The sequence below is a fragment of the Paenibacillus sp. Mc5Re-14 genome (assembly GCF_001049835.1).
In the GTDB taxonomy this organism is placed as follows: domain Bacteria; phylum Bacillota; class Bacilli; order Paenibacillales; family Paenibacillaceae; genus Paenibacillus; species Paenibacillus polymyxa_C.
The window spans coordinates 141,397-154,442 of the sequence record NZ_CVPD01000003.1; the positions used below are offsets into that span (position 1 = coordinate 141,397).

At 38.3% G+C, this 13,046-nt stretch carries 9 protein-coding genes and 1 pseudogene; all 10 read right to left on the reverse strand.

From position 1 onward, the window contains the following. The gene (locus BN1546_RS26935) at positions 1 to 591 is read right to left on the reverse strand and encodes a phage tail domain-containing protein (RefSeq protein ID WP_090739508.1); all 591 of its coding nucleotides are present in this window, start codon (positions 589 to 591) and stop codon (positions 1 to 3) included. Then, on the reverse strand, positions 591 to 8,603 hold the full coding sequence (locus tag BN1546_RS28375; RefSeq protein WP_255305658.1) for a phage tail tape measure protein: 8,013 nt from the start codon (positions 8,601 to 8,603) through the stop codon (positions 591 to 593). Before BN1546_RS28375 ends, BN1546_RS26935 begins: the two co-directional genes overlap by 1 nt. 66 nt (positions 8,604 to 8,669) lie before the next feature. Further along, positions 8,670 to 9,089, reverse strand: a complete 420-nt coding sequence (locus tag BN1546_RS26950; RefSeq protein ID WP_255305661.1) for a hypothetical protein — start codon at positions 9,087 to 9,089, stop codon at positions 8,670 to 8,672. Between the two features lie 26 nt (positions 9,090 to 9,115). Continuing rightward, positions 9,116 to 10,117 (reverse strand): tyrosine-type recombinase/integrase, encoded by a 1,002-nt coding sequence (locus tag BN1546_RS26955; protein WP_090739289.1) that lies wholly within the window; start codon positions 10,115 to 10,117, stop codon positions 9,116 to 9,118. 196 nt (positions 10,118 to 10,313) lie between these two features. Further along, entirely contained in the window at positions 10,314 to 10,610 is a 297-nt protein-coding gene (locus BN1546_RS26960) for a hypothetical protein (protein ID WP_090739510.1), read from the reverse strand. A 5-nt stretch (positions 10,611 to 10,615) separates the two neighbouring features. Then, positions 10,616 to 11,116, reverse strand: a complete 501-nt coding sequence (locus tag BN1546_RS26965; protein ID WP_090739290.1) for a hypothetical protein — start codon at positions 11,114 to 11,116, stop codon at positions 10,616 to 10,618. A 112-nt stretch (positions 11,117 to 11,228) separates the two neighbouring features. Continuing rightward, complete coding sequence (locus BN1546_RS26970; RefSeq protein WP_090739291.1) at positions 11,229 to 11,984, reverse strand: hypothetical protein; 756 nt, start codon at positions 11,982 to 11,984, stop codon at positions 11,229 to 11,231. A 92-nt stretch (positions 11,985 to 12,076) separates the two neighbouring features. Next, positions 12,077 to 12,367 (reverse strand): hypothetical protein, encoded by a 291-nt coding sequence (locus BN1546_RS28380; protein ID WP_255305659.1) that lies wholly within the window; start codon positions 12,365 to 12,367, stop codon positions 12,077 to 12,079. Further along, a complete protein-coding gene (locus BN1546_RS28385; RefSeq protein ID WP_255305660.1) occupies positions 12,339 to 12,824 on the reverse strand; it encodes a hypothetical protein in 486 nt (161 codons plus the stop codon). Before BN1546_RS28385 ends, BN1546_RS28380 begins: the two co-directional genes overlap by 29 nt. A 13-nt stretch (positions 12,825 to 12,837) precedes the next feature. Next, positions 12,838 to 13,046: pseudogene (locus tag BN1546_RS26980) on the reverse strand (hypothetical protein); the annotation flags it as partial.

Below are 13,046 nucleotides of genomic sequence, written 5' to 3' on the forward strand. Positions count from 1 at the left end.
TTATAAATCACTCCATTTCTTTCCTGCGAGAGTACGCCAAGTAGTTTGCCGCTTATTAACCGACATCTTCCCATTAGTGATTAGAATGTTTTCCATATAACCCATCCCACTATTAAAAGTGTTTTCAGAAGCGGTTTTTGTTAGTTTTGAACTACTAAAACCCATCTTCTCTTTTAATGTCTTTTGCGTATAACTATATGCACCATCACACCTCATAGTAAGAGTGATGTACCCCTGCTTGGCTCCGTTGTGAATCAGATTTGAATCTCCTTCGACTAGGCAATAGAAAACTCGATTGGGATTGTCAACTGTATAAAATGGTTTGTAGTATGGCTGAAACAGCCATCTAGCCACCTCGCGGATTTTTCTTTCGTCATAACCATTTTCGAAAGCAAAAGTCAGATCAAATTGAAGCGGTTCCAAGTCAATAGACTGGAAATAAGGCTTGTCTCTCCCAGCTACTTTAGTCTCCACGATGCTTCTTGAAGGAAGGAATGTTTCTTCAAACATTCCCCCGTCAACAGTACAGTTGAGAAGACCCATATCTATCGAGTGAACACCATCGTAATAAAAGTGAATCCCCTCTAGCATTAGAATCGTCCTCCTTTGGTACGCTTGATCTTGTTGACGATTTGATCGGCAACAGTATCAGCTACTTTCTTGTCTGCATTACCGTTTATATTAACTTCAATGTTATATTCGTTTGTTTCGCTAGTACTTGGAGCAACCTGCGCTGCTGACTGTTTGGATACACTACGCATGAGATTCGCTGTAGGAATTGTAGTCTTGACTCTATCCATAAATCTAGCAGCATCAAGAATGTGTCCAGTTTGATTCTCGTTCAAGACAATCTCCTTTTTATGGAGAACAGCAAGCCTACCCTCATCTCCACTCCAATCGCCAGTGTAGCCACCAGTATCAAAGGAGTACAGTGGAGTTTTTCCATCGCTCTTATACCATGTTCCTTTTATCTTGTTGTAAATAGCTCCAATGCTATTACCAAGATTTTGATTCGCATCAAAATAAGTTTTCTTTTCTGCATCTGTTTTAGCTTCTTGCCAAAGCTTACTGTTTCGTTTCATTTGTGTAATAACATCTTCGTTAGATAGTTCAGTGTTTTTTGGAGTTTTTGCGATTGGTTTGTTGTCTGAATCGAGGTTGGTTGCCTTGTTTTTAGTGGTAGAGTCAGAGTATGAACCGATTTTCATCGTGCTAAGGTCTTTCATAGCCTTAACAGCTTCTTGTACCTTGTAGGTAAAGTTTTCAGTTACTTGCTTACCAAGTTCACTCATTTTTCCAGCAACATTTTCATTCCATGTGTTAATCGTCTCGAACATTTCATCGAAGTTTCCGTCAATAACTTGCTTACGCAACTCTGCAAACTTCTTCTCATTGTTCAGTTCTGCTTCCCAATACTCTTGTTTCTTCTTAGCTTGTTCTTCGAGAGATTTGACTAGATTATCAAGGTCTTCTTGATATCTTTCTTTTCTTGCTTCAAGTTTTTCTTTTTCTGCATCCAGATCGTCTTCAAGATTTTCTTTTCTCAGATCAATCTCTCTGTCATGGTTCTTTTCGGCAAGCTCCATTTCCTTGTCGGATAGTTCCTTGACCAGTTCAGCCTTCTTAGACTTGGCTTCATACGAATCGTCCATAGAAAGCAAGTCAATTTGTTTCTTCAACTCATCAGCTTCTTTTTGGAGTTTCGTAGTATCCTGTTCATGATCTCTAGCCGCTTCTGCTCTGTCGATGAGTTTCATTTGTTTGTCATATGCTTCTTGCAAAGCATCCATCTCATCTTCAATTTGTTTCATGCGTTTGTCGTGTGCCTTTTGTTCTGCGTCAATCTTGTTTTGGTAGTATTTTTCATCAGCTTGTTGCATAAGTTGAAGCTGCTCTTTGTATAAGTCAACATATCGTTCAGCAACATCTTTATAAACAGTCTCGATTTCTTTGTTTGTATCCTTAATAGCGTTCTCGGTATCCTTCAACTTATCTTTCCACGTTTCAAGCTCATCAGAAATCTTATCAACCATCTCTTGATTGTCACCATACAAAGCTAATTGATTTTCGAGATACTTAATGTTTGTCTTAATATCGTCTCTTTCACCCATACGAAGAGATGCAATTTGTTTGAGGTAATCAATGCGCTTGCCATAGTCTGCATCGTCTTTCAAGTCATATTTAATCTTGTCTTCGATATCAGAGATAGCATCAGCATATTTTTCACTCTCATTAGCCATGCGCCACATGTATTTTTCGAGTCCTGAATTAGCAATTAATGTTTCAATTTCTTGAATAGTTTCAGCCATATCGAAGATGGCTTGTTTCTTCGCTCTGATCAATGAGTTCAGTTCGTTGATCTGAGCATTGTTTAGGTTTTTGTTAGTGTCTCTTTCTTTGATAAGAAAATCCAACTCTTGCTTGTTATATTTTTGTTGCTCCTTGACCAGTTTCATTTTTTCATTCGCATGATCTCTATACGCTTGTGTCGTACTGTCGTAAAGATTCATTGCATACTCTTGGTAGGCAATATCATCTTCCATTACTTCTCGTTGCAAGTTGTAAGTATCAAGCGTAGCCTGAACTTGCATCATACGAAGTTCTCCAACCCTAGTTGCAGTTGAATCGGATTCTGAGCCAAGTTCTCTCAGTCTGTCTTGCGCTTGGTCAATCTCTTGTTGTAGTTCAGCGGCGACTGCTCTTGCTGTTTTGTTTTCATTCTCGTTTTTATTGATTTGAATTAGTCCAGTCTTTTGAATTTTTTTAGTTTTAATTTGTTTCTGTAAGGAAGCAATCTCTGCATCAATTGCTTTTTTCTTTTGATTAGTTAGATATATTTCTTGGTTTACAGCGTCTTTATATGCTTTTGTTTGTGATCCATACTCACCTTGGAGTTTTTGTTGTTTTTCAATCTGTCTATTAAGACCTTCTATTGTTTTGGTGTACTTATCAACAATATAAATAGCATCTTGAAGTTCTTTCCCTTTGTCTTCTTTTTTTTCTTTCTCTTCTTTAGCAGCAGGAGTAGTCCCTGCTGTAAAGTCTGTTGCGAGGATTTTATCCATAGCTTCGATACTGCTCTGGATTTCGCCAATTTGTCTTTCTCCTGTTTTAACAGCTTCTTGTGCTGTTTTAATCTTTTCGTTATATGCTTTTGTCGATTGGTCAATAACTCGCTTCATCGGATTAAAAGGCAAGCCAGGAAAAGGATTCGTACTGCTGGTGCTTGTTTCTGGCTGGGCAACAAACATTGGGTTTGAAGGGGCTGCTGATGCACTGTTAGCAATATTTAAAGCTTTCATTTTTTCTTGCAATGACAAAATCTCAGCCTTGTTAGCGCTAATTTGTGTTCTTGCTGTTTTCAGCGCTTCTACTTGCTGTTGTCTCTTTTGTCGTATATCAGCTTTAAATTCTTTCTCCTTGGTTTTAGCTAATTCCCTTACACTTTGACCAGTGAGTTTAAGAACACCGTTTTCCACTCTCATGCTTTTGATAAGCTCAGGGTGTTTAGTGATCAAGTCCATCGTTGTATCCAACGACAACTCTTCACCTTCTTGCAATGTTCGATACGCAGAGCCAAGGTCGGTAATTTCACCCATTAAAGTATGGACAGGGTTTAACACATCTCCTGCAAAACTAAATGGCTGAATAGGTGTGTTTTTAATAGCATTGTATGCCTGTGTGTGTTTTAAGATCAGTGCATCGTACATCTGAATCATAGGATTGTTAGGATCAGTCGCCATTAACGAAGCTTTTATTTCCTCAATTTCTTGTTTGACTCTTTTTAAGTCTTCTTCCGTTTTTGGCGTTGTTATAAGTTCGTCAATAGAAATTCCATGAGATTGAATGTCAGCCAAAGCTTGATCAATGTAGCTAGGAATGTTCTCTATTGTTGATTTAACATCAGTGCCAAACGTTTCCAAATTGTCAATCATGTTTTGTCTAAGTTGGTCGATAAACAAGAATGTGTTAGAATTGGATTCTACCCCTTTTTCACGAGTAGCGATGCTATATGCTTGATCAATAAGTTTAATGATCTCATCAGAGCCAACTTGAATGGACTCCTTTGTTTTCTTGACATCATCCTGCCAATACTGTCTCATAGCTTCATTATCACGTATCAACCCATCAAGAACTGCCTGTGCTGCTTCTTTGTTTCGCGTTTGAGGAATGATATTCTGAATAGCTTGATATTGGATTTGGGCATAGTTTTTTTCGTCTTCGGATAGAGAATCATATTCTTTTGATAGTTTATTTCTAAACCCTTCAAGAACATCCATATAATTAGACTCATTAATCTCCTGAACTTCGTTATCCAAATATTCTTTAGCAACACTTTGCAATTTCTCTGTTCCCTCAGAAGCGCCAAGCTGATTCTCTGCATCTTTGATTCTTCTCAGTCTGTCCTCTGTTTCATCAAAACTACCTTCATCAATGTTAATTTTAAGTTGCTCTTTCTCGTTTTGAAGGATAAGGCTTTCGTTAGCTTTTACCAAAGAGCGAATTTCATCTGCACTCTTGATAACAGCTTCGTTCTTCTCGTTGTAATAAGATATTAGTTCTGGCATCGTATCTTTGATTTTATTAACCGTTTCAAGATACTTTTGCTCTTCCTCAGTGTTTCTAGCTGTACCTTTTGCTTGAAGGTCAGCGAAGTCATTCAGATCAAAATCTTTCTGTTCAAATGTTTCTTTATAGCTTGCTTGAAACTCTTTTTGTTTAGAGATTTCAGCGTCCAGAACTTTCAGTCGCTCTTTCCTTGCTCTTGATTCCATAGTAAACGCCTTATAAATAAGACTAGCCGCTTCACCAATCGCAAGCATAACGCCAATATAAGGTATAAATTTAGGAATCAGCTTAACAGCATTGAGAATCCATCCACCCAATCCTTTAAAAGCCCCACCAAGACCTCCAACATTCAGAACAGCTTCGCGAAGACCCTTGCTTCCCAAAAGACCAAGCAAACCACCAATTACCGAAACAAGCGGCAATGCTCCAGTAATTTCGACCAACTTCGTCATAGCATCAATAATGGCTGTAAGTGCGTCAATAAATAACTTAACTGCATCATCGTCAATTACAGTAGTCCAGAAATGTTCAAGAGCGTTCTTTAATTGTCCAATCTTATATTCAAAACCATCCATGTAAGTATCAAATTCTTTTGCAGCAGAACCAGCAGAATTGGAAGCAGTTTTAGCGGCTTTATCTGCATCATCCCAGTTTTGAATGATTGCGGCTACAACGTTACCTTGCTGTTTACCACCCATTTTTTCTGTAAGGTCTGCACGTTCCAAATCGGTAAGCCTATTCCAAACACCTTCAACTTGTTCGAAAATTTTGTAAGTTGATTTGAATGTTTTCCCATCGTCTTCCATTACTTTAAGTGCTTTATCACCCATTAATCCAAATTCCTTGTTGATTCGATCAAATGTGATTTGAAGACTAGAACCAAGTTCTTCAACCGCTTCTCCCTCTTCTGAAACACCACGAAGTCTCATTGCCACTGTTTTGAGTGCGTTACCAACTTTTGAAGGATTTTGAATAACTGCGTTTGCGGAAGCAGCGAGGGCAACAGATTCTTCCATAGAGTTACCAGCTTGATGCAGAACAGCAGCACTACGAGTCATTACCTCCCCGATTCCTTCCGCTGAAATAGCGAAATTGTTCGACACTTCATTGAACATGTCTACAACTTTACGAACATTTTTACCAGCTTTATCCACTTCAACTCCGAAACCTTGAATTGTACCTGTGAGATTATCGCTAGCTGTCTCTACATTCATATCACCTACGTTGGCATATAAAAGGCTATTTTTACTAAGACTTGTCGATTGTTCGAGAGTATATCCAAGCTTTTGGAATGCGGTTGTTGCATTAATTACATCAGTTGCCACAACACCTAAGTCTCTACCCATCTCAGATGCAGTAGTTTTAAACTCTTCAAGTTGTTGAGAGCTTGCTTCTGAAACTTTTGACAAGTTGATCATTGCTGCATCAATATCAAGAATAGACTGGAAGCCTTGTCTTATCTGTTCCATTGTTCCATAAACAAGGTTCATTGCTGCCGCCCAAATTGGTGCTTTCTTGAGTGCATTCACAAGTTGACCAGACATTGAATTTCTTCTACGAGAATCTTCTTCACGCAATCTGCGAGACTGAGAGTTAAGTCTGTTCATAGCTGTTTCTATTTCTTTTGTGGCATCCTTAAACTCATCTCCAACCTTATCACCAAGACCATTAACCATTCGTTCAATTTCTTTAATGGTTTCTTTGATCTTTCTCGCTTCGGAAGAATTTTCACTAAAACCTCGTGTTGCACGATAGCTTGCGCTCTCAAATTTATCTCTAATTCGTTGAGTTGCTGAACTTCTTCCGTTCTCATCACTTTCAACATCTCTTTGGCGTTGCGCTAATCGTTTCAAGGCTTGAATGCGTTGTTGTATTGCTCTTTGCTCATCGTAAGAAAGTTGTGTTCCACGCTCTCTAAGTTCATTAATTTCTCGTTGGATGCTTATGGCTTCCTGTTCAATAGCGTTCAGCTTAGTTGCGTCTTGAATTTGGCGAGTTGCATTATGAACGACCTCAGCTATACTATCAGCATATCTATCAGCAGATTTCACAGCACTTTGTTGATGTTCTGCGATAACTCTACGAATCTTTTCTTCGTCTTTTCCAGCACTAACAATGTCGTCATTGAGCTTTGCAAGTTTTCTCATTTCGTCTTCGATCAACGCAATGTCTTTCTTGGACGAACTGAAATCAAGCATATTGTTCATACCCTTGACATCATCAAGAACATTGTCTGGAACCGTACCTCTCATGCTCTCAATCTTATTGTTATTTTTTGCTTTGGTAATATCGCGTGTCTCTTGACGCTCTCCACGTTTCGTAGACAAGTCGTTCAGTCTCTTCATCTGCGTCTCGACACGCTTTAAATCCTGCTCATACGTCTTAGAATCGGCGCTAAGAGACTGCATGGACTTTCTGACACCATCGAACTCATTGTCGCTTACGAAGCCCTCAGCCTTAATCTTGTCGATCTCCTTGCCCCAATCGTGAGTGCTAACACGAATCTTGCGCTGTTTAGCATCCATGTCTTCATAGCGACTTGTGATCTTACTCATTTCACTGTCGATAGCGTTCAATTCTTTCTGAACATCCAGCTTGTCTACATATTCACTTTGAGCAAGACGACCAAGTTCACGAAGCTTGTTTTCGATCTTTTCGAAATCTTTCGCATCAATAAAGCCAGAGTCAACCATCTTACCTTTCTTCTGACTAATTTCATCAGACTTATCGTTGACAAGTCCAGTACGTTCACGAACATCATGTTCTCTTTCTTTCTTCTCATGAGAAAGTCTTCCTCTTTCATTTTCAGTATCAGAAAGGTGTTGCTGAAGGTTTTTAAGGTCTTCCGCTTCTTTCACTTGAAGCTTCTCTTTCTGAATTGCTTCCGCTTGTTTTCTCAGCATATCATCATACACTTTGTTTACACGCTTCAAAGCATTTTCCAATTGAAGCATATTGTCAGAAGCTTTAACGCTATCTACAGCTTCATTCAACTTGGCTGTATCTTTTGTTGATGCATACTTTTTGTCGATCTTACCGCTGTTGACCTTCTTGTCGATCTTGTCGTATTCGTTTGCAACTTTACGACCAAACGCAACCTTCTTCTCTTGACCTTGAATCTTAGCAAACTGATTCTGGATCTCTTGAAGTTTCTTTTGCAGTTGATCCAAGTTCTTAAAGTCGCCAGCATCAAGTTCTCCAACTAAACGACCCATCTTCTTCTTAGAAGCAGGATTAGCAAAGTTCTGCTTCTCAACATCAGCAAGCTTATTAGACCATTTGATTGCTTCTTTAACTTGCGTCTCTCTTGTCTTATTGACTTCCATCATTTCGCGTTCAAGCTTGTCATAATACTCGATCAAGTCATTGATTGCTTTTACTTCATCATGGAATCCTTCATCGCCATTAGCCAACTTTGTATGGAGCATAGACAAACGTTCAGTAAGCTTTGCAACATCATTCAAACTAGATTTGGTTACATTCTTCATGGAATCAATCTTGTTCATGGCTTTAGTTACATAGCTATCTAACGCAGAGAAATTACGAGTATCAACAGGGGATTTTTCAATAATTTCATTTCTCTCATTAGTTCCTTTAGACTGTGTTTTATTGGAGAACTTGTCTCCTGTCTTAGTAGTACGCATTTTATTGCCAGCATTATCAGTCCTGTCAATAACACTCATAAGACCTTTGTATTCGTCCTGAACCTCTTTCAGCTTTTTCTTTGCTTCACCTAAAGACTTCGTAAGATCATTACCAACTTCCGATAAGTCGATTTTTGACATGCCTTCTAGTTTTTCTTTGATGTTCGTAGCATCTTTAAGATCATTTTTAAGACCAAAGTCGATATCGAGTTTGCCTAACTTCGAAAAAAGGTCTTGAATTGTTCTGATTTGCTTGAAAACGACATCCTTATTTCCGATAATCATATTTAGTTTTAACTTGTATGAGTCACCAATATTTTCGATAGACCTTTTTATGTCATTCTCAGCGTTCGTCATATCTACGCCAATCAGAATATTAAAATCCGACATTAATAAACACTCCCTTTATGCTAAAATAAAAAACAAAAAAGGAGTGTTTATCACACTCCTTCAAAGTTATTCGTATTGAATTTCTTCAACGATCTCGCACCATCTGTCGTACTCTAAAGCTTCTCTACCTTTAAAAGTCTTATCGCAGTTCAAAATTATATCTTTTATTAGCAGGAGCATTTCCTTGCGTTCTTCTGTTTCGTCAATAACGAAATCCTCATTCAGAAGCTTAAAGTACTCTCTATTGAATGCTGTACGATCTGGAACATCGTACATTTGTTTATCTCCATCTTGTATAATAATGGGATTACCTTCTTCGTCGAATCTAGCAAACTCTTTAATCAGTTCCACATGTTCTTCTTTTACAAGTTGGATTCGTTCAGCCAAAACACGCTTTACAAACCGAGTTCGCAAACGAGACTCATAACTTGGCAATTCCAATCCCATCAGAAATTTCGCAAAATCTTCAACTTCATCGTTCTTCATCTTCACGAAAAACACTCCTTTTTCTCTTATAGTTCAAACTTCTTCTTAGCATCTTGAAGCTTCTTCATATCACGCTTGATATAATGCTTCAAGGTTGTGTCTGGACTTCTATGATTCAGTAGTTCTTGAACATCCTCCAAGGACATGCCCTTATTGAACAACAACGAACTACCACTATGCCTAAAATCATGGGGGTGTAGTTCGGGAACATCAATGATCTGTCCGATCTTCTTTGTCCAATACGTTTGCATTAAATTCTTACTCGCTTGCTTCCATTCCCCACCATACTTTGTAATGAACAAATATTCAGACTCTATCTCATTCTCCTTGCGATAATCTAACCACTTTCTAATAAGCTTCATAGTCTCATCAGAACAGTATCCATCAACAATATATCCTTCTTTTTCTTTGATCCCCGAAATCATTCCTGTTTCGAAATCAATCTGGTCAACCTTTATATTGCAGACTGCATTAACACGAAGCATTGTTGACAATGACAGTTCGAAGTACAGTTGCAATTGCAGATCGTCATTTTTGCTGAAATGCTTCCTGATCTGATCTAATTGTGATTCCGACAAGTAAGTCTGTGTAATTTGTGGCTTCTCTCCTGCTCTAACAGAAGGTCTTTCGATGTAGTCCAAAGGATTGGATTTGATTTTCCGTTTTTTGAGTAGATAAAGAAAAAACGAGGAAATGGAACTCAGTCTCCGCTGAATCCTTCGCTCGTTATTACCAAGAACTGTGACACAAAACGCCACGTAATCTTCTATTAGATCAACCATATCCTCAATGCCATCTTCGTCTTTCAGCATTATTAGAATATCCTCTGTCATTAAACTACCTTTGCCAAACTTATCATTAATAAATACCAACCATTGATTGAAGTCTGACTCGTAACTCGTTTTAGAAGAGTCACTAAGATTCATATTCTTGTAATTAAAATATTTCTGTATATGCATTTTATTTTCGTCAGATACTTTAGCAAGCTTGTCTTTGGTGACATACCTGACGTATTTTCTTTTCGCCATTTCTATCACCTCTTATTCATATGACCTTCCAAGAGTTGAAACCATAGTCCCTTTATTCAACCTTCTCTTCGTAGCGCTAATGAAGTCTCTAGGCTGCGCATAAGGCATGTGTTCGGAATGAGAATAGTAAAAGATATTCTGAGTCAAATCCATATGATTTTCGCTTTTTTTTTTTTGACCTAACACAACAAGTGGGTCAAATAAATCTCTGACTACCTTTAAAATTGGTCTTCGTATTATTGTAGATTTCGTAATCAAATCCACCACGCCTATTACTACTTGAGAGGATTTGCCAATTGATATTATCTTCATCAAGCAAACCACCAGAATACCTTCTTCGTGAGTATTGATATGTTTCATAAACCTTATAAACTTCATCCAAAGTAGCCTGTACCATTTGCGTCTTTGCATAAGTCATCACATCTTTTCTCATACCTTCCTTAGCCTTCGCCAATACAGCCTTCCTTAATGAATCAAAATTCTTGTGTGACATTCACATCACTCCATAAGACTTTTATCTACAAGTTTGGCGCGAATCTGCTCTTTAAACTCTTCCACTTCTTCCATTTTGCTATCGAAGTTTTCAAGAACCTTAGAAATTTCGCTTTGCACTTTTCCAATTTCATTCTCGTCAAACGACATAAATATTTGAAACATAGTTCCTGTGTTCGTCATATGTTCAATAGCCTTCAATTGCTCTGCAAATTTATTCGGCAATTCTAAAGTTGTGAAATGTTTGATGAGCATAAAAATCATATATGGCACAAGAACAGTTTCGATTTGACCCTTGTTCTTTACGCGAACATGATCAAGCTTTTCGATCAATTCTTGACAGCATTGTGTAATTTGCACTGTGGCAAAGTGTTTGTAAATCTCCACCACGAAACTTTCGATCTTCCCATCAATCTCCATTTGAACAAGAACTTCTTTTAGATTTTCAAATTTTTCGCTTGCCCTTTCGATTAGATGAAAATCAAGATTGCGGTATGTTTCTGTCATTATTTCCTCCTTTTATACTCATAGATGAAGACACAAAAAAAATGGTGAAAGGGAAATTTCCCTCTCACCATTAAAGTGTTTGTTCAGTACTTTCTTCGGCTTTTTGGGCAAATTAGTAACGAACAAGTTTAACCATTTCAGTACTCCGAGGGTCTTTAAATACATCAAGAGCCATATCGAATACGGAAGGGTCGCCATCAGGTTGCATTGTCAGCGTGAACGCGGAACCGATCTTAGCTTTAGGAATGACGATCTGTACTTTCTCATCCTTACCTGTAGCTTCGGAACGCCAGAAAGTCTTACCAACAACGCGGTAGAATCCACCAAACTTATCAGAGTGCAGAGTAATTACCTCAGACTCATCAACTGTTTGATAAGTAAAATAAACGATTACAGTTGTGCCTACAGCTAAGGAAGCAGCAGGAACAGTAATGTCTTTACCAGTTACAGTGATAGAAGCAGAAGTAACTTCTTTGTCCTGACCATAACCATCTGTTGATTCGAAGATTTGTACGGAACCTGTGTCTGGAGTTTCGTCCAGAGCGATCTTCGAGTTACCAGAACCATCGTCAACTGTTACAGCTACGATACGCTCATAGATCGTCTCTATTTTCTTCTCGACCTCAGTGCCAGACTGCATTGCGATTGCTTTAGGGTTCAGCAACGCATCCTGTACGTTAAACGTAGCAGTACGGTTGAAGTCCCAAGAAATCAGTCGTGGGTTCCCTTTACCACCGTTTGCGTATACAGTTTCAGCGGCATTTTCCAGATTGGACAACTTCAAAGTGTCCAAGAACAGTTCAGCTTTACCAGTGAGCAGATTATAAAAAATTACATCTGCAACTTCCTTAACACCAAAACGTGCCATGTGTAATCATCTCCTTTGAGAAATCATATTTAGTGCGCTCATACATAATAGTGGTTAGCACATACATTCTTCGTCTATTTTGGATACAGAAACTAAGCCTTACTAGACCAGTGCGTCAGCTTAACATCTTTTGCTCCTGCCAAGATAGATTTAATACTGATATCATATTGGTCAATAATCTCCATACGTTTAAATTTCCTATACACTTGGTATACAGTTAAGTCAGGGACGTTGAGTTCATTAATGCCATATGACTTGGATGATATAGCTGACAGAATATCGTAGAAGTCAATATCCTTCTCATCATCTCCATCTGAGTCTTGATGCTGTTTCTTTTTTAACTCATCTCTTCTTCTAGCAACTGCATCCATTTGCTCTTTCAACTTTCGAGTTTTCCTCGTCAGCAGGATCAAAGTTGTCCATTTTTTTCTCATCAAAGCTATTGATGTAATTCTGCCATTTGATAACTTCCTGAATCTCATGGTAGTTTTCTTTATTGACAATAAGGATTTCTTCGTCGCTGATTTTAATGAATACGCGACAATCCTCTTTATCAAGAACAACTTCTGTCCCACCAAGAAAGAGCGCCATTGCTTGCTCGAAGGCACTCTCAATTTCTTGACCACCATATACCATCAGCAGTTCAAGGACATGTATTTCTTCTGGTGGATTTTCAAGAAAATCTTTTGTCGTCAGCGTCATGATATTCAAACACTTCATATACTCCGAGTAACCTATATCAACGATCTCGCGTACTGTGAGCGGTGCTATGTCTCCATAACCTTTGGCGTTGATCGCTCTACCAGTGAAGAGTTTGAGCTTCAAATCAATATCTTGCATTGAATATCACTCCTTAAAACTCTGTAGTGGTAGCAGCAATTCTGAAACCTTCAAATTGTTCATTTACAACCGTATGGTCGGCACTTACAAAATGAATCTCTCCAAGACCCTCAACATTCTTATCTTTGAATGAATCAAGAATCAATTTAGCTATCTCATAAGGTCTAATGACTTTTTTTTCATTATCCATGAATAGCCAAATGTCTTTGTGAACAACGATAT

Coding starts and splice junctions, on each gene's coding strand:
- BN1546_RS26935 (WP_090739508.1), bottom strand. CDS start 591: ATGCTAGAGGGGATTCACTTTTATTACGATGGTGTTCACTCGATAGAT.
- BN1546_RS28375 (WP_255305658.1), bottom strand. CDS start 8,603: ATGTCGGATTTTAATATTCTGATTGGCGTAGATATGACGAACGCTGAG.
- BN1546_RS26950 (WP_255305661.1), bottom strand. CDS start 9,089: ATGAAGAACGATGAAGTTGAAGATTTTGCGAAATTTCTGATGGGATTG.
- BN1546_RS26955 (WP_090739289.1), bottom strand. CDS start 10,117: ATGGCGAAAAGAAAATACGTCAGGTATGTCACCAAAGACAAGCTTGCT.
- BN1546_RS26960 (WP_090739510.1), bottom strand. CDS start 10,610: ATGTCACACAAGAATTTTGATTCATTAAGGAAGGCTGTATTGGCGAAG.
- BN1546_RS26965 (WP_090739290.1), bottom strand. CDS start 11,116: ATGACAGAAACATACCGCAATCTTGATTTTCATCTAATCGAAAGGGCA.
- BN1546_RS26970 (WP_090739291.1), bottom strand. CDS start 11,984: ATGGCACGTTTTGGTGTTAAGGAAGTTGCAGATGTAATTTTTTATAAT.
- BN1546_RS28385 (WP_255305660.1), bottom strand. CDS start 12,824: ATGCAAGATATTGATTTGAAGCTCAAACTCTTCACTGGTAGAGCGATC.